The 19,616-nt window shown below is 67.6% G+C and carries 15 protein-coding genes and 1 riboswitch; of the genes, 9 read left to right on the top strand and 6 right to left on the bottom strand.

What is annotated here, in order from left to right:
- Positions 1–9: 9 nt before the first annotated feature.
- Complete coding sequence (locus tag ACEPA4_RS00745) at positions 10–327, bottom strand: DUF4156 domain-containing protein (protein ID WP_005407628.1); 318 nt, start codon at positions 325–327, stop codon at positions 10–12.
- A gap of 100 nt (positions 328–427) precedes the next feature.
- The gene (locus ACEPA4_RS00740) at positions 428–3,277 is read right to left on the bottom strand and encodes a M16 family metallopeptidase (RefSeq protein WP_374082924.1); all 2,850 of its coding nucleotides are present in this window, start codon (positions 3,275–3,277) and stop codon (positions 428–430) included.
- A gap of 416 nt (positions 3,278–3,693) precedes the next feature.
- On the opposite strand from ACEPA4_RS00740, the gene ACEPA4_RS00735 reads away from it, so the two are divergent.
- Positions 3,694–4,170, top strand: a complete 477-nt coding sequence (locus tag ACEPA4_RS00735) for a hypothetical protein (RefSeq protein ID WP_014035556.1) — start codon at positions 3,694–3,696, stop codon at positions 4,168–4,170.
- A 69-nt stretch (positions 4,171–4,239) separates the two neighbouring features.
- A complete protein-coding gene (locus ACEPA4_RS00730; protein WP_049400563.1) occupies positions 4,240–4,719 on the top strand; it encodes a tRNA (cytidine(34)-2'-O)-methyltransferase in 480 nt (159 codons plus the stop codon).
- Between the two features lie 334 nt (positions 4,720–5,053).
- Here the strand turns inward: ACEPA4_RS00730 and ACEPA4_RS00725 are convergent, their stop codons facing one another.
- Positions 5,054–6,217, bottom strand: coding sequence for an acyl-CoA dehydrogenase family protein (locus ACEPA4_RS00725; protein WP_005420799.1), 1,164 nt, complete (start codon positions 6,215–6,217; stop codon positions 5,054–5,056).
- A 257-nt stretch (positions 6,218–6,474) separates the two neighbouring features.
- On the opposite strand from ACEPA4_RS00725, the gene ACEPA4_RS00720 reads away from it, so the two are divergent.
- A complete protein-coding gene (locus ACEPA4_RS00720) occupies positions 6,475–8,151 on the top strand; it encodes an electron transfer flavoprotein-ubiquinone oxidoreductase (RefSeq protein WP_235649693.1) in 1,677 nt (558 codons plus the stop codon).
- A 65-nt stretch (positions 8,152–8,216) separates the two neighbouring features.
- Positions 8,217–8,618 carry a cytochrome c family protein gene (locus ACEPA4_RS00715; RefSeq protein ID WP_053497753.1) on the top strand — a complete coding sequence of 134 codons (402 nt, stop codon included), beginning with the start codon at positions 8,217–8,219 and terminating at the stop codon, positions 8,616–8,618.
- Here the strand turns inward: ACEPA4_RS00715 and ACEPA4_RS00710 are convergent.
- Positions 8,612–12,211, bottom strand: a complete 3,600-nt coding sequence (locus tag ACEPA4_RS00710; RefSeq protein WP_262090534.1) for an ATP-binding protein — start codon at positions 12,209–12,211, stop codon at positions 8,612–8,614. The genes ACEPA4_RS00715 and ACEPA4_RS00710 overlap by 7 nt on opposite strands.
- Before the next feature lie 75 nt (positions 12,212–12,286).
- Here ACEPA4_RS00710 and ACEPA4_RS00705 point away from each other — a divergent pair, with 75 nt between their 5' ends.
- The 5 genes from ACEPA4_RS00705 (at position 12,287) to pnuC (ending at position 18,054) form a co-directional block, all read left to right on the top strand.
- Complete coding sequence (locus ACEPA4_RS00705; RefSeq protein ID WP_065178373.1) at positions 12,287–12,925, top strand: response regulator transcription factor; 639 nt, start codon at positions 12,287–12,289, stop codon at positions 12,923–12,925.
- A gap of 436 nt (positions 12,926–13,361) precedes the next feature.
- Complete coding sequence (locus ACEPA4_RS00700; protein WP_065185565.1) at positions 13,362–13,769, top strand: glycine zipper 2TM domain-containing protein; 408 nt, start codon at positions 13,362–13,364, stop codon at positions 13,767–13,769.
- A 128-nt stretch (positions 13,770–13,897) separates the two neighbouring features.
- Entirely contained in the window at positions 13,898–15,022 is a 1,125-nt protein-coding gene (locus ACEPA4_RS00695) for a phosphotransferase enzyme family protein (RefSeq protein WP_065185564.1), read from the top strand.
- Positions 15,023–15,120: 98 nt separating this feature from the next.
- A riboswitch (TPP riboswitch) is annotated at positions 15,121–15,216 on the top strand.
- 70 nt (positions 15,217–15,286) lie between these two features.
- Entirely contained in the window at positions 15,287–17,476 is a 2,190-nt protein-coding gene (locus ACEPA4_RS00690) for a TonB-dependent siderophore receptor (protein ID WP_164093070.1), read from the top strand.
- Positions 17,477–17,484: 8 nt separating this feature from the next.
- A complete protein-coding gene (pnuC, locus tag ACEPA4_RS00685; RefSeq protein WP_005420817.1) occupies positions 17,485–18,054 on the top strand; it encodes a nicotinamide riboside transporter PnuC in 570 nt (189 codons plus the stop codon).
- Positions 18,055–18,113: 59 nt separating this feature from the next.
- On the opposite strand, the gene ACEPA4_RS00680 is transcribed toward pnuC, so the two are convergent.
- The gene (locus ACEPA4_RS00680; RefSeq protein WP_164093071.1) at positions 18,114–18,530 is read right to left on the bottom strand and encodes a hypothetical protein; all 417 of its coding nucleotides are present in this window, start codon (positions 18,528–18,530) and stop codon (positions 18,114–18,116) included.
- An 86-nt stretch (positions 18,531–18,616) separates the two neighbouring features.
- Positions 18,617–19,591, bottom strand: coding sequence for a Dyp-type peroxidase (locus tag ACEPA4_RS00675; protein WP_139726591.1), 975 nt, complete (start codon positions 19,589–19,591; stop codon positions 18,617–18,619).
- Positions 19,592–19,616: the final 25 nt, after the last annotated feature.

Genomic DNA, 19,616 nt, shown 5'->3' with positions numbered 1-19,616 from the left:
GTGAAGCGTTCAGCGCGGCGGGCACTGGAACGCGGCGAAGCGCTGGCTGCCATCGGCGGGGGCCGCAGCGGCCTGGACGGCATTGGCGCCGGCGCTCGGGGCCTCGTTGCGGGCCAGGGTTTCCAGCTCTTCCTGCACCCGCAGCGGGTTGCGGTTGTAGAAGCCGACCTTGCTCTTCACGGTGACCACCACCTCGCCCTTGGCGATGCAGCCGGCCGGAACCGGCCCTGCCGGCAGCACGCGGGTTGCCTTGCCGGCCGGTTCGATCGGCACCCAGGTACAGGCGGTGACGGTGAGCAGCAGGGAGGAAAGCAGCAGAACGCGCATGGGCAGATCCTGGAAGGGTATGGGGGGATTCTGCCTGAACAGCCTGAATCGGGGGTAGCCGGGGGGAGCCGGCCCGCCACATGGCGGGCCGGGTCTTGCCTTATTTCTTGACCGGGTTGCCTTCGGCGTCGATCACCGTCACCTCGCCCAGGTTCAGCGCGCGCACGGCCGCTTCGGTCTGCTTGAGGTCACCCACCACCACCCAGGTCAGGGCCTGCGGCTTGATCTCGGCGGCGGCCTGCTGCACCTGCGCCGGGGTCATCGCTTCGATCTCGGCCTTGCGCCGCAGCACGTAGTCGTCCGGGCGCTTGAACTGCACGATCGAACCGATGGTCGACGCCACCGCACTGGCGGTCTCGTAGGCACCGGGCAGGCTCAGGGTCTGGATGTTGCGGATGCGGTTGACCTCGGCAGCGGTGGCCGGCTTGCTGCCATCGGCGAACGCGGCGATTTCCTTGCGCATTTCCGCCAGTGCCGGGCCGGTCTTGTCGATCTGCACCGGCGCGCTGGCCATCCACGGGCGCTGGCCCACCGAACTGACCGCGCTGCTGCGCGCACCGTACGACCAGTGCTTGTCCTCGCGCAGGTTCATGTTCAGGCGCGAGGTGAAGTCGCCGCCGATCACGCCGTTGGCGATGTCGAAGCGGGTCGAACTGGTGGCGCTGGAAGGTGCCACCACCTGGCCGGCGAACAGGTTGGCCTGTACTGCGCCCGGCTGGTCGATCAGGAACACGCGCGGGCCCTTCGGCAGCGCAACGTCGGTGGCCGCCTTCACCTGCGGGGCCTCGCCACTGGCCTTCCAGTCGCCCAGCTGCTTGTCCAGCAGCGGCACGATCTCGGCCAGGGTGGTGTCGCCGACCACGATCAGGGTGCCGTTCTGCGGGCGCAGCCAGTCGTGGTGGAAGTCGACCAGGTCCTCGCGGGTCAGGCCGTTGATCGCCGCCTCGTCACCGCTACCGGTAAACGGAATGGCATACGGGTGGCCCTTGCCATACAGCAGCGGGGGCAGCACGCGCATCGCCACCGCACCCGGGTTCACCTTCTCCTGCTGGATGCCAGCGATCCAGCTCGCCTTGACCCGGTCGATCTCGCCCTGCTCGAAGCGCGGTTCGCGCAGCAGGTCGCGGTACAGCGCCAGCGACGGTGCCAGGTTTTCCTTCAGTGCCGACAGGTCCACGCTCATCGAATCCAGGCCGGCCGAAGCATCCAGGCTGGCGCCCAGCGCATCCGCGGCGTCGGCGAAGGCCAGCGAGCCCAGCTTGCCGGCGCCTTCGGTCATCAGGCTCATGGTGAAGTTGGCGGTGCCCGGCTTGCGGCCCTGGTCGGCACTGAAGCCGCCCGGGAACTGGTAGCTGAACTGCACCACCGGAATCTCGTGGCGCTCGGCCAGGATCACCTGGGTGCCGTTCTTCAGCGTGGCACGCTGCAGCGCCGGGAACTTCAGCTGCGGGAACTCGCTGGTCTGCGGCACGCCGGCCTTGCGGTCGACCTGCTCGGGCAGGGTGCTGTACTTCGGGTCCACCGCCGGCACGGTGAACGGCTTCGGCGCCTGGCTCGGGTCTTCCTTCAGCGCCACGCGCTCACCCGGTGCGATCACCAGGGTGTGACTGCCCTTGTCCAGCCACTGCGCGCCCAGCCGGCTCAGATCAGCAGCACTGGCCTTCTCGATGTTGGCCAGCGAGGTACGGAAGCAGCCCGGGTCGCCGGTGAACACCGCACATTCTGCAAGGGCGTCGGCCTTGCCGCCGAAGCCACCGATGCGCTCGATACCGCGGATGAAGCCTGCGCGGGCACCGGTCTTGGCACGCTCCAGTTCGGCCGCGGTCGGGCCCTGCTTGATCAGCCGGTCCAGTTCCTCGTCGATGATCTTCTCGACCTTGGCCGGGTCCTGGCCCTGCTTGACCGTCGCCATGATCACGAAGTTCGAGCCCAACTGCGAGGTCGACAGGCCCGACGCGATGCTGTCCACCAGCTTGTCCTGGTGCTGCAGGCGCTGGCTCAGGCGCGAAGACTTCGCACCGCCGAGCACCTGCGCGAACAACTGCAGCTGATCGACCTCGGTGGTGCCGACCTGCGGCACGTTCCAGGCGCGGTAGATGCGCGCCTGCGGCACCTTGTCGGTCATCGTCTCGCGCGTGTCGGCACTACGCTTGGCCACGTTCACCGCCGGCTGCGCCATGGTCGGGCCGGCCGGGATGCTGCCGAAGTACCTGGCGACCTTTTCCTTGGCGGTGGCCAGGTCGATGTCGCCGGCCAGCACCAGCACCGCATTGTTCGGGCCGTACCAGGTGCGGAACCAGGTCTTCACGTCATCCAGCGACGCCGCGTTCAGATCGTTCATCGACCCGATCACGCCGTGGTGGTACGGGTGGCCCACCGGGTACAGCGCCTTGTTGAGCTGGTCCCAGGCCTGGCCGTAGGGCTGGTTCTCGCCCTGGCGCTTCTCGTTCTGCACCACGCCACGCTGCTCGTCCAGCGCGGCCTGGTCGATCGCACCGACCAGATGGCCCATGCGGTCCGATTCCATCCACAGTGCCATGTCCAGCGCGGTGGTCGGCACGTTCTCGAAGTAATTGGTGCGGTCGGTGTTGGTGGTGCCGTTCTGGTTGGTGGCACCCACCTGCTTGAACGGCTCGAAGAACTCGCCGTCGTGGTTTTCGCTGCCCTGGAACATCAGGTGTTCGAACAGGTGCGCAAAGCCGGTACGGCCAGCCGGCTCGTCCTTGCTGCCCACGTGGTACCAGACGTTGACCGCAACGATCGGCGCCTTGCGATCGGTATGCACGATCACGCGCAGGCCGTTGGGCAGGGTGAACTGCTCGTACGGGATATCGACCTTGGCCGGTGCCGCCGGCTTGGCGGCGAGCGCATGGGTGGGCGCGAGCGTGCCCAGGGCGGTGCTGAGAGCGACGGCCAGCAGTGCAGCGCGCGGGCGAAGGGCGAGAGACATATCCGGATCCTTGGTCACGAAGGTGAACCCCGATCCTAGCCTGCGCGCGCGGCGGCCGGAATCGGTCGCCAGTCACTGGGGGTGTTTGCCCAGATGACCATCCAGCCCGACGCCCAGGGGCGCTCTTGAAACGTCACAGACGCCGGCTGAAGGCGTCCGGACAGTGTCCGCGGCTTATCGAATGGACAGGTGTCCGCCCAGCGGACACTTTCGGGACCACATAAAAGCCTTTCAAATCAATAACTAAAAGTTGGCACGCGGATTGCTTGGTACTTCCTGCGCCAGGAAGGGCTTCAGACAAAAGCTGACTGAAGACTGAACAGATGCAGGAAATCGAAAATTTCTCTTGCATGCCCAGAACTGGTGTACTACCTTACTACCACACCACTGCTCACCAACACTAAACAGGCCCCGTCATGAACGCCAAGACCATTGCCATCGCCATCGCCCTGATCGCCGGCACCGCGGTTGTTTCGTCGGTGCAGGCCTCCGAATCCATCAAGACCCTATCCACCGTGCAGGTTCGCCCGGCCGCCGACCAGCTGGCCCAGCAGGCCTGGGAACAGGCCAGCGGCATCCCGACCCTGGCCACCGTGGAAGTGCGCCCGAGCGCCGACCAGCTGGCCGAGCGCAACGGCTACGTCGCCGCCCCGGTCGCCGCCGCGATGCCGATCACCACGCTGGCCTCGGTGGAAGTGCGCCCGAGCCTGGAACAGCGCGTCGCCCTGGCCGCCGAACTGGAAGCCCAGCGCTACGCCGCCACCCTGGCTGCCGCGGCCACCAACGTCGCCAACTCGGTCATCGTCAACCTGCCGGCCCTGCAGGTGCGTCCGAGCGCTGCCGACCTGCAGGCCCTGGCCACCGAAACCGCCCAGGTCCTGCTGCGCCCGTAACCGGTGCCGCCCTGCCCCGCGCAGGGCGTGCGCCGTAAAGGCGGCGGTCGTCGCAGGTACACTGCGCCGATGAATGCCGCGCCCCAGTTCCACGTGATCCTGTTCCAACCGGAAATCCCGCCCAACACGGGCAATGTGATCCGGCTCTGCGCCAACACCGGCGCGCAGCTGCACCTGGTCGAGCCACTCGGCTTCGCACTGGAAGACAAGCAGCTCAAGCGCGCCGGCCTGGACTACCACGAGTACTCGCGCCTGCAGGTCCACCCCGACCTGGACACCGCGCTGGCGCGGATCGCACCAAAGCGGTTGTTCGCACTCAGTACCCGCGCCAGCGTGCGCTACGACAGCGTGGCCTTTGAAGACGGTGATGCGTTCCTGTTCGGCCCGGAAAGCCGTGGCCTGCCGCAGGAGGTGCTCGATGCCCTGCCCGACGGCCGCCGCCTGCGCCTGCCGATGCGGCCGGACAACCGCAGCCTCAATCTTTCCAACACCGTTGCGGTGGTGATGTACGAGGCGTGGCGGCAGCATGGGTTTGCCGGTGGGGCGTAGCTCACGTGTGTCACTTTCTTTGCTCGCGCAAAGAAAGTAACCAAAGAAACGCGCCGCCGCCCGCGAGCCGGTGCTCTGCACCGGTACCCTGCGCTCCTCGGCCCGCCGGGGGACGGCGCGGAACTCGCTGCGCTCAGACACCCGCGCCTCTTCGCCCCCGTCGGTCCTGTGGTGCTCGGCTCGCTTCAAGGCGGACCCAACAGCCGCGCGGTAAATCCACGCCATGCGTGGATGCCTTCCGCCTGGATCAATCAGGAGTGGGCGCCCTTGCGTTTCCCGGGGCGCGTGCACCCTACCTGGCAATGCCGGCCAGCGGCCGGCACTACCGGTGCACTCAGAACGCGTTGATGCCGGTCAGTTCGCGGCCGATCACCAGCTGGTGCACGGTCTCGGTGCCTTCATAGGTGATCACCGATTCCAGGTTCAGCGCGTGGCGGATCGCCACGTGCTCGGTGGTGATCCCAGCCCCACCAAGCAGATCGCGACACTCGCGGGCGATGTCAATCGCCATGCGGCAGTTGTTCCACTTGGCCAGGCTGACCTGCTGCGGCTGCAGCTGGCCGGCTTCCTTCAGGCGGCCCAGCTGCAAGGCCAGCAGCTGCGCGGTGGTGATGCGGCGGGCCATCTCGGCCAGCTTGATCTGCGCGCTCTGCGTGGCCGCCAGCGGACGACCAAACAGCACGCGCTCCTTGGCATAGCCAAGTGCTTCATCCAGGCAGGCAATCGCCGCACCGATCGGGCCCCAGCTGATGCCGTAACGGGCCTGGGTCAGGCAGCCCAGCGGCCCCTTCAGGCCCTTCACGTTCGGCAGGCGATGGCTGTCGGGCACGCGCACGTCATCGAAGAACAGCGCGCCGGTCAGCGACGCGCGCAGGCTCATCTTGTGCTTGATCTCCTGCGTCGTGAAGCCGGCCATGCCCTTTTCCAGCACGAAGCCTTGGATGCCATCTTCGGTCTGTGCCCAGACGATGGCCAGGTCGGCCACCGGGCCGCTGGTGATCCACATCTTGCTGCCGCTGATGCGCCAGTCGCTGCCGTCGCGCACCGCGCGGGTCTTCATGCTGGCCGGGTCGGACCCACCGTGCGCCTCGGTCAGGCCGAAGCAGCCGATCAGTTCGCCGCGTGCCATCGCCGGCAGCCACTGCTGGCGCTGTTCCTCGCTGCCGTACGCGTAGATGGGATACATGCACAGCGAGCTCTGCACCGAAACGAAGCTGCGCAGGCCCGAATCGCCGCGCTCCAGCTCCTGGCAGATCAGGCCATAGCTGACCGCGCCGAGGCCACCGCCGCCGTACTCGGCCGGCAGGGTCGCGCCCAGCAGGCCCAACGAGGCGATCTCAGGCACCAGTTCATCGGGGAAGCGGGCCTGGTCGAAGGCATCGCCGATGATCGGCAGCACGCGCTCGTTGGTGAAGCGGGCGACGCTCTCCTGCACTGCGCGCTCTTCCTCGTTGAGCAGGGAACGGACATCGAACAGATCGTACGGATGCAAAGCCATGGCACTCACACGCAGTCAGGACCCGGCCATTGTCGGTCATCCGGGCAGAGCGTGCCGACCAAGGTCGGCACCCACCAGAGCTGCAGCACTACGCTGCAATGCAGCAATCGTGGTGTGAACATCGCTGATCTAGCTCGATCACGCGCGTACCGGTACCCTGACACATTCAAACAACTGTTTCGCCCGTGGCCGCACGCGCGATTCCCAGGCACCGCCGGTGGCCCCGATGCCGGCCCTACCCACGAGTCATGCAATCGATGAGCGCTGAAGCCAACGCCCTGCCCCCGCGTGAAGTAATGGAATTCGACGTGGTGATCGTCGGTGCCGGCCCCGCCGGCCTGGCCACCGCGATCCGGCTGCGCCAGCGCGCGCTCGAAGCCGGCCGCGAGCTGTCGGTGTGCGTGCTGGAGAAGGGTTCCGAACCGGGCGCGCACGTGCTGTCCGGCGCGGTGATGGATCCGCGCGCGCTGACCGAGCTGTTCCCGGACTGGGCCGAGCGCGGCGCACCGCTGAAGCAGAAGGTCACCCGCGACGAATTCCTGTTCCTCAGCGAGACCGGCGCGCGCAGCACCCCCAACGCGCTGCTGCCGGAGTGCTTCCACAACGAAGGCAACTACATCATCAGCCTGGGCGAAGTGACCCGCTGGCTGGCGCAACAGGCCGAGGCGCTGGAGGTTGCGATCTTCCCGGGCTTCGCCGCTGCAGAAGTGCTGTACGGCGACGACGGCGAGGTGATCGGCGTGGCCACCGGCGACATGGGCATCGAGAAGGACGGCAGCATCGGCCCGGCCTTCGAGCGTGGGATGGCGCTGCACGCCAAGTACACGATCTTCGCCGAAGGTGCGCGCGGCCACCTCGGCCGCCAGCTGATCGCCCGCTACAAACTGGACGAAGGCAAGGACCCGCAGGCCTACGGCATCGGCATCAAGGAGCTGTGGCAGATCGACCCGGCCAGGCATGAGCCGGGCCTGGTGGTGCATGCGGCTGGCTGGCCGCTGGACAGCGACACCTACGGCGGCGCGTTCCTGTACCACGCCGACGGCGGCAAGGTCGCCATTGGTTACGTGGTCGGCCTGGACTACAAGAACCCGTGGCTGAGCCCGTTCGAGGAGTTCCAGCGTTTCAAGACCCATCCCTCCATCCGCAAGCACCTGGAGGGCGGCACCCGCATCGGTTACGGCGCCCGTGCGATCACCGCCGGCGGCCTGCTCTCGCTGCCGAAGACGGTGTTCCCCGGGGGGGCGCTGGTCGGCTGCGAGGCCGGCTACCTCAACGCCAGCCGCATCAAGGGCAGTCATGCCGCGATCAAGACCGGCATGCTGTGCGCCGACGCCGCGTTCGACGCGCTGGCCGCCGATCGCCAGCACGATGAACTGAGCGCCTACCCGAAGGCGTTTGAAGCCAGCTGGCTGTTCACCGAACTGCAGCAGGCCAAGAACTTCAAGCAGTGGTTCAAGAAGGGCCAGACCGTTGCCACGCTGATGACCGGCGTGGAGCAGTGGCTGCTGCCGAAGCTGGGCGTGCGCAACCCGCCGTGGACCCTGCACCGCACCCAGCCGGACCACGCCTGCCTGGAGCCGGCGTCGCAGCACACCCGCATCGCCTACCCCAAGCCCGATGGCGTGCTGACCTTCGATCGTCTCAGCTCGGTGTTCCTGAGCAGCACCAACCACGACGAGAACCAGCCCAGCCACCTGACGCTGAAGGATCCGAGCATTCCGGTGAAGGTGAACCTGGCCGAGTACGCCGGTCCCGAAGCCCGTTACTGCCCGGCCGGCGTGTACGAGTTCGTCGGCGACGCCGACAACGCGCGCCTGCAGATCAACGCGCAGAACTGCGTGCACTGCAAGACCTGCGACATCAAGGATCCGACCCAGAACATCGTCTGGGTGACCCCGCAGGGCGGCGGCGGCCCGAACTACTCGGGCATGTGATCGCCCCGGGCTGCGACCGCGTGTCGCAGCCCGGTCGCTCCACCGCACCGCTATCCTGCCCGCCCATGCGTGCCTCCCGCCTGCTCACCACCGTTGCCGTGGCCCTGCTTGCCACGGCCTGCCAGCGCCCGCCTGCGGCGCCGGCCACGCCCGAACAGGCCCGGCAGCAGGCCATGCAGCGCGCGTTCGAACTGTGCGCCGGCTGCCACACCGTGCAGCCTGGCGGCATCCACCGCTTCGGCCCCAACCTGCACGGCGTGATCGGCCGTCGCGCCGGCAGCCTGCCCGATTACGGCTATTCCGACGGTATGCGCCGCGCCGACATCACCTGGAGCGCGCAGACCCTGGACGCGTTCCTGCAGTCGCCCACCCACGTGGTGCCCGGCACGCGCATGTACAACGCCTTTCCCAGCGCCGAACGCCGCGCGCTGGTGATCGCCTACCTGCAACAGCAGTCGGCTCAGTGAGCCAGTCGCTGCAGCTGATGCTGCAGCCTTGCCACGAACGCCGTTACAGCGGCGAATACCGGTGCCGGATCGGCCTCGGTCGCATCCTGCAGGCGCTCGACCAGCGCGTTGGCCTGCCCGGCCAGTGCGCTTGCCCCGATCGCCCCCAGACCGCCCGCCTGGCGATGCAGGTGGAGCGCCGCAGTCGCGCGGTCACCGGCCCGCACGGCGCGCTGCACCGCCGCCAGATCACTTTCACTGGCCTGCAACAGGCTGTCGCGCAGCTGCTCGGCCACGGCGCGCGAGCCATAGCGCTGCTGCAGGGTGGCCAGATCAGGCAGCACTTCAGCGTCGTCGGCGACAGTCTCCTGCACCGGCGCATCGAATGACTGGCCCTGTGCCTGCGGCAGCCAGCGCAGCAGCGCGGTGCGCAGCGTGGCCAGCGACAGCGGCTTGGCCAGCACCTCGTCCATGCCGGCTTCGCGGCAGCGGCGCGCATCGTCGTCCAGCACGCTGGCGGTCAGCGCCAGCACCGTCAGCCGCGGCTGGCCGGTACGGCCCTCGCGCTCGCGCAACAGGCGGGTGAAACCGAAGCCGTCGAGTACCGGCATGCGGCAGTCGGTAATGACCAGGTCGAAGGCCTCCGATGACAAGCGGTCCAGTGCCTGCTGGCCATCGCCCAGCAGCACATGGGGTACGCCCAGCTGCTGCAGCCGCCACGCCATCATCGCCTGGTTGGTCGGGTGGTCCTCGATCACCAGCACGCGTGCCTCGCGCAACGCCGGCGGCAGCAGCGCCGCCTGCTCCTGCTCCGCAACCAGCGCTTCAACGTCACCCCTGCCTGCCTCCACCAGCGCCAGCCGCACCTCGGCGCGGGTGCCCTCGCCCAGCGTGCTGTGCAGCTCCAGCTCGCCGCCCATCATCTGCACCAGGCGCTGGCAGATGCTCAGGCCGAGGCCGGTACCACCATGGTCGCGCTGGATGTAGGCACCGGCCTGGGTGAACGGCGCAAACAGGTGCTGCAGCTGTTCCGGTGCGATTCCGATGCCGGTGTCGGTGACGCTCAGGCACAGCGGCTGGCTGCCGTCGTCGGCGGTCGGGCCCAGTACCTCCAGCTGCAGCCGCACTTCGCCGCGCGCAGTGAACTTGATGGCATTGCTGAGCAGGTTGAACACGATCTGGCGCAGGCGCACGCCATCCACTTCGTGCGCTGCCGCCAGCTGAGGGTCGATCTGCACATGCAGCTCCAGCCCGCGTGCACTGGCCTGCGCCGACATCAACCGGCACACGCTTTCCAGCAGCGGCCGCAGCGGTTGCGGTACCGGCTCCAGGCGCAGTGCACCCGCTTCCAGCCGCGAGTAATCGAGGATGTCGTCGAGGATCTGCCGCAGCATCTGCGCCGAATCCTCGATCACGCCGAGGATGCGCTGCTGCTCGCTGTCCAGCGGTGAGTGTGCCAGCACCTCCAGCATGCCCAGCACGCCGCTCATCGGCGTACGGATCTCGTGGCTCATCGTGGCCAGGAAACGCGATTTGGCCTCAGCGGCCTGCTCGGCGTCCGCCTTCGCCGCCGCCAGTGCATCGGCCTGCATCCGCGCCTCGCTTACATCCACCCAGTACCCGCTCCAGATCACCGCGCCTTCTTCGGCGGCGTAGGGATGGGCCTGGCTGCGCACCCAGCGCACGCCTTCCCCGTCGCTGCGCAGGCGAAACTCCAGGATCAACGGCGCGAACTGGTGCGCGGCCTGCTCGATGGAATGCAGGATGCGCGCGCGGTCCTCCTGCTCGACGCGTTCCAGCAACACCCTCGCATCCTGTTCGGCCTGCTGACGGGTGATACCGAACAACGCAGGCAGGTCACCGGCGATGAACGGGAAGCTCAGCGTGCCATCGGCATCGCGACGGGCCTGGTAGACCACCGCCGGCAGGTTGTCGGTCACCTCGGCCAGGCGCTGCTCCAGCTGGCGGCGTCCTGCCACCTCACGGCGCAGCCGCCAATGGCCCACGCCATGCACCAGCAGTGCGGTCAGCAGCACCATCAGCACGGGCACGCCCCACCGCAGCAGATTGCTCCAGTCGACCCCATTGCGGTACTCCACCGCCAGCCAGGCGCTGCGCAACGCCTCGCGCTTGCGTGGGGTCATCTGCAGCAGCAGGCGATCGAAGGTCGTGGCCAGGGCCGCATGGCGGCGATCCACCGCCAGCGCCAGCTGGTCGTTGAAACCGGCCGGAGCCGCGACCTGCATCCGCCCCGGGAAACGGCTGCGCAGCAAGTGATCGACCACGGCAAGGTTGCCCACATAGGCATCGGCTTCACCCTCAAGCAGGCGCTGCAGCGCCTGCTCGGCACTCCGCGCAGCAATGATCCGGGCCTGCGGCGCCTGTTGCTGCACATAGCCACGCACGCGCTCCGGGTCGGACAGCAGCACGCGCTTGCCCTGCAGGTCGGCCAGGCCCAGCAGCGATTCGCCATCGCTCCTGACCACAATCACGTTCGGCACGCTGATGAAGGGCTGGCTGAACACCCAGTCCGGGCCCAGGTAGCGCGAATCAACGGGTATGCCCATCACCGCCTGCAGTTCACCGCGGCGGGCCTTCTCACGCACCTCGTACCAGTCGTGGCTGTTCTCGACCTTCAGGTTGGCGCCGGCCTGCATCAGGCGCTGCAGGTACTCGCTGGCCAGGCCACTGGGCCGGCCATCCTCGCCGGTGAACGACAGGGGCGCGGCATTCGGCGCGAAACCGATCATCAGCGGCTGCTCCAGCACACGCTTCTCGGCCTGGCTCAGCGCCAGCTGCGCCGATGCCGACCAGTGCGGCGGTGACAACCAGCGTTGTGCGAGGGCATCGCGCTGGGCCTGGCTGGTCGCGGCCAGCGCCAGGTCCAGGGCTTCGGCCAGGGGTTGCTTGCTGTTGGGAATGCCGAAGTGCAACCGTTCGGGGGGCAGGTCGCTCGGCCGCAACAGCGCCACGCCCTGCAGGCGCCGGCTGGCAATCAGCTCGGTGGCGACGAAGGCATTGCCGATGTAGACGTCCGCTTTGTCGTCTATGACCATCTGCAATGCGCTCAACGTGTCGTTTGCGACAAGCTGGCGGGCACGCGGGAATCGGGCGCGCACCTGCGGACCGGTCAGGAAGTCCTGTTCGATCACCACCCTCAGCCCATCCAGGTCCGGCATGTCGGAGGCACGCAGGTCATCGGGCCGGCCCACCAGAGCGAGCGGCGCCTCACTGTAGGCTGCGGTATAGACCATGCAGCGGGTGCGGTCGGCACTGAGGCCGACATTCATCACCACGTCGATCTCGCCACGACATGCCGCATCCAGCACGAATGTCCAGTCCGGATAGCGGCGCGCCTCGACCTTCACACCGAGCTGGCGAGCAAGATGCGACAGGTAGTCCGGTCCCAGCCCGACCTGCTTGCCATCACGGAGGGACTCGAAGGGCGGCCAGCCGCTGTCATACTGCCCGACAACGATGGTCGGATGCGCCACCAGGTATTCGCGCTGCAACGGGCTGAGCGGCAGCAGGCCAGGGGCCGGCTGTGCCTGGGCCACGGGCAGCGCCAGCACCGCCAGCAGCAGGAGCAGCCCGCGAACAGCCCACCTACGCATCTGCGTCGATCTCCTAGAATCCTGCCAGGGACCGCGATGGTCGCGGTCCGGCGTGCCCGATGGCCATACTAGAGCATGAGCTTGCGCATCATCATCGCAGACGATCACCCCGTGGTCCGTATCGGTACCCGCGCCGTCATCGAGTCGAGCGGCGTCGGCCGCGTGGTCGGCGAGGCCGACAGCGCGCAGGCGCTGATGACCCTGCTCGCCAGCCAGCCCTGTGACCTGCTGGTCACCGACTACTCCATGCCGGGCAGCCCGCAGGCCGACGGCTTCGCCATGATCGGCATGATCCGCCGCCGCCATCCCGAACTGCCGGTGCTGATGCTCAGCGTCTCCAGCAACCTGGCGATCCTGCGCATGGTACTCGACAGCGGCGTGCTCGGCCTGGTCGACAAGAGTTCGTCGATGGACGAACTGCCACAGGCCATCCAGTCGGTCTACCGCGGCCAGCCCTACATCAGCCGCAGCCTGCGCGAGCGGGTGGAAGCGGCCGGCAGCTGGCGCATGCGCGAGGGCGACGGCAAGCCGCTGTCCCCGCGCGAGGTGGAGGTGCTGCGCTTGCTCGGCACCGGCATGACGGTAAAGGAGATTTCGCTGCTGCTGCACAAGAGCGTCAGCACCATCAGCCGGCAGAAAGGCGATGCGATGCTCAAGCTGGGGCTGAAGGGCGATGCCGAATTGTTCGACTATCTGCGTGACGGGAAAATCTGAGACGCGATTCACATAATCGCACCGGCAACAATGCGAGGTCGAAGGAATCGACCGGCGCATGTCCGGCCGCCAGCGGGCAGAGCCTGGCGCTTCGCAGCGGTTCGGTGCAGAGCGCGCCTGACGTGCTGCAGCCGCAGCAGGAGACCCCGCAGGAGCAGGCGCGGCAGGCCCAGAAAGCGATGGGCGTCGGACATGCCAACGCCTTGGCAGAGAAGGGAGGGGCCACCTCCGCGGCCCTTTTCCTTTCCGCCAGCTGAGCGGCCGCAGCCGCTTTCAGCCTTGCTTCATGCCGCCTGCCGCTAGATGAATGCGCAAGCCGCTCGGTGCACCAGGCAATGTTCCGGCAATGTTGGAACGCCAGCGTGGACATCACGGCAGCCGGGGCGCCCCGCGCCCTCCCTGCCCAGCGTGGCATGCACCTCACAGGAGAACGAACATGCTCAGTACTTCCACACTCAGCTTCCGTGGTCTGGCGATGGCTCTGGCACTGGTTGCCGGTGTCGCCATGGTCAGCGATGCCAGCGCGATGTCGAGGAAGGACAAGCGCACCCTGGTCGGCGCCGTGGTCGGTGGCGTGGCCGGCAACCTGCTCTCCAACGGTGATCCTGCCGCCACCGTCGGTGGTGCCGTGGCCGGCGGCGCGATCGGCAATCTGACCACCTCCGACCGCCGCGACCGTCGTTATTACGACAATCGCTACTACGACAACCGTTACGACCGCCGCTACGATCGTGGCTACTACCGCAGCGGTTACTACGATCGTGGCGACGACCGCCGCTGGCAGCGCGAGCGTTACTACGACAACCGCTACTACCACGACCGCGGTCGCCATCGCGGCTGGTAAGCGGCACAGCGGCGTTACCCTGCCGATGGCAGAGACGGGCGGGTCGATGACCCGCCCGTTTGCGTTGGCCGCGCGCATGGCGTTGAATGCGCAGCCTTGGATGTGACTTTCCCCTCTCGGGCTGCGGCATGACGTCTTCCTCCCACCGCGTGCAGGGCCTCAACAACGACGAGGTCGCTGCCGACTGGCCACCGATCAGCGCGGCGGACATCGCGTGGTTGCGGCAGTGCTATCCGCAGCTGCACAGCGGCAGCCAGCCGCGCTGGCACAGCCCGCGACCGCTGTCGGCTGCCGCCATCGTCGATGGCACGCGCGGCGCGGTGTTCATCAAGCGCCATCACCACAGCGTGCGCAACGCGGCCTGCCTGGAGGAAGAGCACCGCTTCATCGCCCATCTCGACGCTGCTGGCGTGCCGGTGGCACAGGTGCTGGCAGCGACCGATGGTCACACCGCGGTCGAACACGGCGAATGGACGTTTGAACTGCACGACGTCGGCGTAGGCGACGACCTGTACCGCGACGCGGTGTCGTGGTCGCTGCTGACCGACGTCGCGCAGGCCCGTGAAGCCGGACGCATGCTGGCCCAGCTGCACCGTGCTGCCGACGGCTACCGCGCGCCCCAGCGCAGCACCCATCTGCTGGTCGCGCGCGATGATCTGATCCGCGCCGACGATCCGGTGGCGGCAATCAAGGCAGGGCTGCACGAGCGCCCCGGCCTGGCCCGCTATCTCGCGCGCATTCCGTGGGAAGCACAGCTGCGGCGTGACGTGCTGCCTTGGCACACGGGACTGGCCGAGCGCCTGCGCGACGAACCACGGCTGTGGGCGCACAACGACTGGCATGTCTCCAACCTGCTGTGGCGCGACGGGCAGGTCAGCACCGTGCTGGATTTCGGCCTGGCCTCGCCCACCAGTGCACTGTTCGACCTGGCTACCGCCATCGAGCGCAACGCCGTGGCATGGCTGGAGCTGGAGCGCGGCATGGAGGCGGTGCGCATCGATATCGCGCTGGCGTTGCTCGATGGCTACCGCCAGGTGCTGCCGCTGTCGGCGGCACGCGTGCACCTGCTGGCCGACCTGCTGCCGATGGTGCATTTCGACTTCGCACTGTCCGAAGTGGAGTATTTCGAGGGCGTCACAGGCTCGACCGCCAATGCCGATGTGGCGTGGCAGCCCTTCATGCTTGGCCATCCGGCGTGGTTCCATACCGCCCCGGGGCAGGCACTGCTGCAGGCCCTGCACGCCGCCGCGTGATCCGGTTGATGCAGCGTTGGGGTCAGATCCCTTTCCGCAGGAAAGGGATCTGACCCTGGGTGGCGCTCGCAAATCCGTACCATTTGTAGTGAAATGGTCACCTGAAGCGGGGGTGCCTGGATCTGCCAGGCTGAGAGAGTCCCTTGGAACCTGATCCGGTTTGCACCGGCGTAGGGAGCTTTGAGCCGCAGCCACACCCCCGTCATGGGCCGGTGCACCTGCGCGCCGTCGCTTCGTCTCCCTTGTTGTCCGAAGACGAACCGAATGAACCGCTGCCTGCGCCCCACCCTGCTCTCCCTCGCACTCTGCGCCGCGCTGCCACTGCACGCCAGCGAGGCCGAAGCGTCCCCCGATGCGGCTGCCACCGGCGCCGAGCGCTCGCCGACCGAACTGGCGGCGGTGCGCGTGCAGGCCGGCAAACCGAAGGCCGATACCTCGCGCGTGAATGCCTTCGGTGGCGGCAGCTGGAAGGACACGCCCGCGTCGATGAACGTGCTCGAGCGCGATTACCTCGACCGCCGCCAGGTACGTTCGCTGTCCGAGCTGGCCAGCAACGATGCCTCGCTGGGTGATGCCTACGCGCCGGTGGGCTACTACCAGAACATCGCCATCCGCGGCTTCGCCCTGGACGCCGCCACCGGCTACCGCTTCAACGGGCTGTCCATCGCCGGCGAACAACGCCTGGCGCTGGAGAACGTGCAGTCGGTGGAGATCCTCAAGGGTGAAGCCGGCCTGGCGGCAGGCGTGATGGCGCCGGGCGGGATCATCAATTACATCGGCAAGCGCCCGGCGGAAGTGCGCACCGCCACGCTCGGCACCGATTCGGAAGGCTCGCGCTACGTTGCCGTCGATGTCGGCCACTGGATCACCCCGCGCTTCGGCGTGCGCCTGAATGCCGCATGGGATTCCAGCAATTCCTACGTCGAGCACGCCGATGGCCGCCGCAACTTCTACTCGCTGGCCGCCGACTGGCTGATCGGCGAGCGCGGCAAGCTGGAAGTGGATGCCAACTACCAGACCAGCTCGCAGCGCTCGGTGTCCGGCTACCAGCTGCTGGGCGCGCGTGACCTGCCGCGCGGTGTCGACCGCGAGCATCTGCTCGGCTACCAGCCGTGGCAGCGCCCGGTGGATATCGCCAGCACCAACATCACCGCGCTGCATACCTACGACTTCAACGACGCCTGGCAATCACGTGTATCGGTAGGCCATAGCCGTTCGGTGATCGATGACAACGTCGCCTTCGCCTACGGCTGCTACTACGCCGCGCAATGTGCCGATGGCAGCGTGCCGGGCAACTACTTCGCACCCGACGGCGACTATGACATCTACGACTACCGCAGCCCGGACGACACCCGCCGCAACCAGCAGGCCCGTGCCGAACTGCGTGGCCGCTTCGAGACCGGCAGCGTCGGCCACCAGCTGACCCTCGGTGCCGACTACTTCCGCCGCACCGTGGACAGGCGCCCGAGCGTCAACGAGTACGTCGGTACCAGCAACATCCACGAGGCACCGGTGCCGGTGTTCGCGCCATCGCCGAAGATGCCGGGCCCATCCGCACGACGCCTGGACAGCCGCCAGACCGCGTTCTTCGCGCTGGACCGGATGAGCTTCGGTGACGACTGGCAGTGGCTGGCCGGTGGCCGCTTCGTCCGCCTGGACGAGCGCGCCTTTGACAAGCGCGGCACCCCGCAACGCCACAGCCGCCTGTCGCGTTTCCTGCCACAGACCGCCGTGGTGTGGAAAGCCACCGACCAGCTCAACGCCTACGCCAGTTACGTGCGCGGCATTTCGCTGGGCCAGGAAGCGCCGTTCTGGACCAGCAATGCCGATACCTTCCTGCCGTCGGTGCAGTCGCGGCAGCTGGAAGTGGGCCTGAAGTACGTGCCGGTCGAGGCGCTGACGCTGGGCGCAGCCGTGTTCCGCATTTCGCAGCCGTACCAGTACGCCAAGCCGGACAACAGCGACGTGGGCTACACCTTCGTCGAGGAAGGCACGCAGACCCACACCGGGCTGGAGCTGACCGCCAACGGTCAGCTGACGGATGCATTGCAGATCGTGGCCAGCGCCAGCGTGCTGCAGGCGCGTGCGCGCGACACCGGCACGCCAGCCTATGAAGGCCATCAGCTGGTGAACGTGCCGAAGGTACGCGCCAGCGTGCACGTGGCCTACGCGCTGCCGTTCGTGCGGGGCCTGGACGTGACCGGCGGCTGGCGCTATGCCGGTGCCAACGTGGCACGTGCCGACGGCGGCGTGCGCGCACCGGACTATTCGGTATTCGATGCCGGCCTGCGCTTCCAGCATCGCCTGCACGAGCGCGCGGTGACCTGGAACCTGTCAGTGGACAACCTGTTCAACCGCTTCTACTGGCGTGATACCGGCAGCAGCGGCGGTGACTACTACCTGTTCCCCGGTGCACCACGACAGGCCCGCCTGTCGGTGACGTTCGCGCTGTGAGCAGCGTGATGCTCGAGTGGAGCGCCGCGCTGTGCAGCATCCTCGGCGTCTGGCTGATGGCCCGCCGCCGGTTGTCTGCATGGCCGGTGGGCCTGCTGTCGGTCACGCTGTATGGCCTGGTGTTCGCCGAGGCCAAGCTGTACTCGGACACCCTGCTGCAGGTCGCCTTCGGTGGCTTCCTGGTCTATGGCTGGCTCAACTGGCGCCAGCACGCCGCCGATGAGGGCAGCATCCGCATCGTGCCGCTGGCGCGCGGCAAGCTCTTGCGTGACCTGGCCATCGGCCTGTGCGGCGGCGTGATGCTGGGCGCCGGGATGCACACCTTCACCGATGCCGCGCTGCCGTGGCTGGACGCGATGCTGACCGCACTGAGCCTGGTCGGCCAGTGGTGGCAGGCACGCCGCCACGTCGCCTGCTGGTGGGTATGGATCGCCGTGGACGTGGTCTATGTGGGTGCGTACCTGTTCAAGTCGCTGCATGTGACCGCCGCGCTGTACGTGTTCTTCCTCGGCCTGGCCGTGTTCGGCCTGCGCGCATGGAGCGCGGCCGCGCGCGAGCCGCAGGTGGCAACGCAGTAGAGCCACGCCATGCGTGGCTGTTGCGGGCAATCGGCGCGCCATCCACGCATGGCGTGGATCTACGGGCTCAGGGCCAAACCCAGACGCAGCGGCTGGCGCATGTCGGCCGGTGGGGCCGCCTGCAACGGCGCAGCCTGCAGCGTCGCGCGCAGGTCGGCATCGACCTGGGCATCACCCAGGCTGTCGAATTCCAGTTTCGAAATGCGGCCGTCCGCGGCGATCCACAGGCTTACCGGTAGCGGCGTCGGTGTGTCCGGATGTGCCTGCAGCCATTCCAGCACGCGCTGCGCCTGCGGGTCCTGCTCCTGCTGCAGGCGCTGCTGCAGTTGGCCACCCACGGTGGTGGCGTAGGCCATCCAGTGTGCGGGAGCCTCCTGCGCGGAAACGCTGGCACTCCCCAGTGCCAATGCCCCGAACAACGCGGCAAGTGGCCGCCACCAGCGGCGTACGCCGGTCCTGTTCCCTGCCATGACCATCGCCAGCCTCCTGCACTCCCATCCAGCGCGCCATGGTCGGCGCCATAGATGACAGGCAGATGGCGGGCCGTGATGGCCCGGCGCGATCACTCGCCCAGGTCGGCCAGCACCTTGCGCGACGGCGCGAAGAAGGTCACGCCGGTGGTGGCGGTGGAGAAGTCGAGGATGCGGTCGTGCAGCGGCGCGGGATTGCCGATGAACATGCGCTCGAGCATCTTCTCGATCACCCACAGGCGGCGCGTGTAGCCGATGAAGTAGGTGCCGTACTCGCCACGGCCCGGGTTGGCGAACGGCATGTTGTCACGCAGGATCTCGTGCTCGCCGTCAGCGTCTTCGATGGTGCACAGCGTCTTGTGCGATTTCTGCGCATCGGCCGGCGCATCATCCAGCTCGATGTTGTCGTGCTTGGTGCGTCCGATGATCGCCTCCTGCGCCTCGGTCTTCTGCGCGCGCCAGGCATCGAGGTTGTGCAGGTACTTCTGCACCACCACGTAGCTGCCACCGGCATGCTCCGGGTCTTCATCGCCAACAATGGTGGCTTCCGGCAGCGACAGTCCTTCCGGGTTGGCGGTGCCATCGACGAAGTCGAGCAGGTCGCGGCCATCGAAGTAGCGGAAGCCGGCCACGTCATCGACCGCCTCGACCGCATCACCGAAGGCCATCAGCAGGTTGCGCTCGAACGCCACGATCAGGTCCATGGTGCGTGCGCGGATGTGGTACAGCAGGTCACCGGGCGTGGACACAGCGGTGTGGGTCGCGCCCTTGATCTCGCGGAACGGCTTCAGCTCGCGTGGCGGCGTGGAGCCCACCAGCGGCTGCCACACGCGATGGCCGATGGCCACGTTGCAGGTGAAAGTGCGCTCGATCTCGCGGATGGCGGTGTTCTTGATCAGATCATCAGTGCTGGCCAGCACCTCGCGCGCCTTGGCGATCGACGCCACGTCGTCCTTCACCTTCAGCACCAGGAACGCCGCCGAATGGGTGAGTGGCGCGGTGATCTGCTGCGGCTCGTTGTCGGGCGTGTGATTGAGAGCGGTGATCTGGGCGGGCTGGGTGTTCACGGCAGTTCCTGCTGGCTTGAGGCGG

Origin of the sequence: Stenotrophomonas sp. P2112, assembly GCF_041897515.1 — a bacterium.
Classification (GTDB): domain Bacteria; phylum Pseudomonadota; class Gammaproteobacteria; order Xanthomonadales; family Xanthomonadaceae; genus Stenotrophomonas; species Stenotrophomonas sepilia.
This window is presented reverse-complemented; position numbering and strand designations above follow the sequence as displayed.

Bases quoted from the DNA above. Each gene is read 5' to 3' on its own strand.
- ACEPA4_RS00745 (WP_005407628.1), bottom strand. From the start codon at position 327: ATGCGCGTTCTGCTGCTTTCCTCCCTGCTGCTCACCGTCACCGCCTGT.
- ACEPA4_RS00740 (WP_374082924.1), bottom strand. From the start codon at position 3,277: ATGTCTCTCGCCCTTCGCCCGCGCGCTGCACTGCTGGCCGTCGCTCTC.
- ACEPA4_RS00735 (WP_014035556.1), top strand. From the start codon at position 3,694: ATGAACGCCAAGACCATTGCCATCGCCATCGCCCTGATCGCCGGCACC.
- ACEPA4_RS00730 (WP_049400563.1), top strand. From the start codon at position 4,240: ATGAATGCCGCGCCCCAGTTCCACGTGATCCTGTTCCAACCGGAAATC.
- ACEPA4_RS00725 (WP_005420799.1), bottom strand. From the start codon at position 6,217: ATGGCTTTGCATCCGTACGATCTGTTCGATGTCCGTTCCCTGCTCAAC.
- ACEPA4_RS00720 (WP_235649693.1), top strand. From the start codon at position 6,475: ATGAGCGCTGAAGCCAACGCCCTGCCCCCGCGTGAAGTAATGGAATTC.
- ACEPA4_RS00715 (WP_053497753.1), top strand. From the start codon at position 8,217: ATGCGTGCCTCCCGCCTGCTCACCACCGTTGCCGTGGCCCTGCTTGCC.
- ACEPA4_RS00710 (WP_262090534.1), bottom strand. From the start codon at position 12,211: ATGCGTAGGTGGGCTGTTCGCGGGCTGCTCCTGCTGCTGGCGGTGCTG.
- ACEPA4_RS00705 (WP_065178373.1), top strand. From the start codon at position 12,287: ATGAGCTTGCGCATCATCATCGCAGACGATCACCCCGTGGTCCGTATC.
- ACEPA4_RS00700 (WP_065185565.1), top strand. From the start codon at position 13,362: ATGCTCAGTACTTCCACACTCAGCTTCCGTGGTCTGGCGATGGCTCTG.
- ACEPA4_RS00695 (WP_065185564.1), top strand. From the start codon at position 13,898: ATGACGTCTTCCTCCCACCGCGTGCAGGGCCTCAACAACGACGAGGTC.
- ACEPA4_RS00690 (WP_164093070.1), top strand. From the start codon at position 15,287: ATGAACCGCTGCCTGCGCCCCACCCTGCTCTCCCTCGCACTCTGCGCC.
- pnuC (WP_005420817.1), top strand. From the start codon at position 17,485: ATGCTCGAGTGGAGCGCCGCGCTGTGCAGCATCCTCGGCGTCTGGCTG.
- ACEPA4_RS00680 (WP_164093071.1), bottom strand. From the start codon at position 18,530: ATGGTCATGGCAGGGAACAGGACCGGCGTACGCCGCTGGTGGCGGCCA.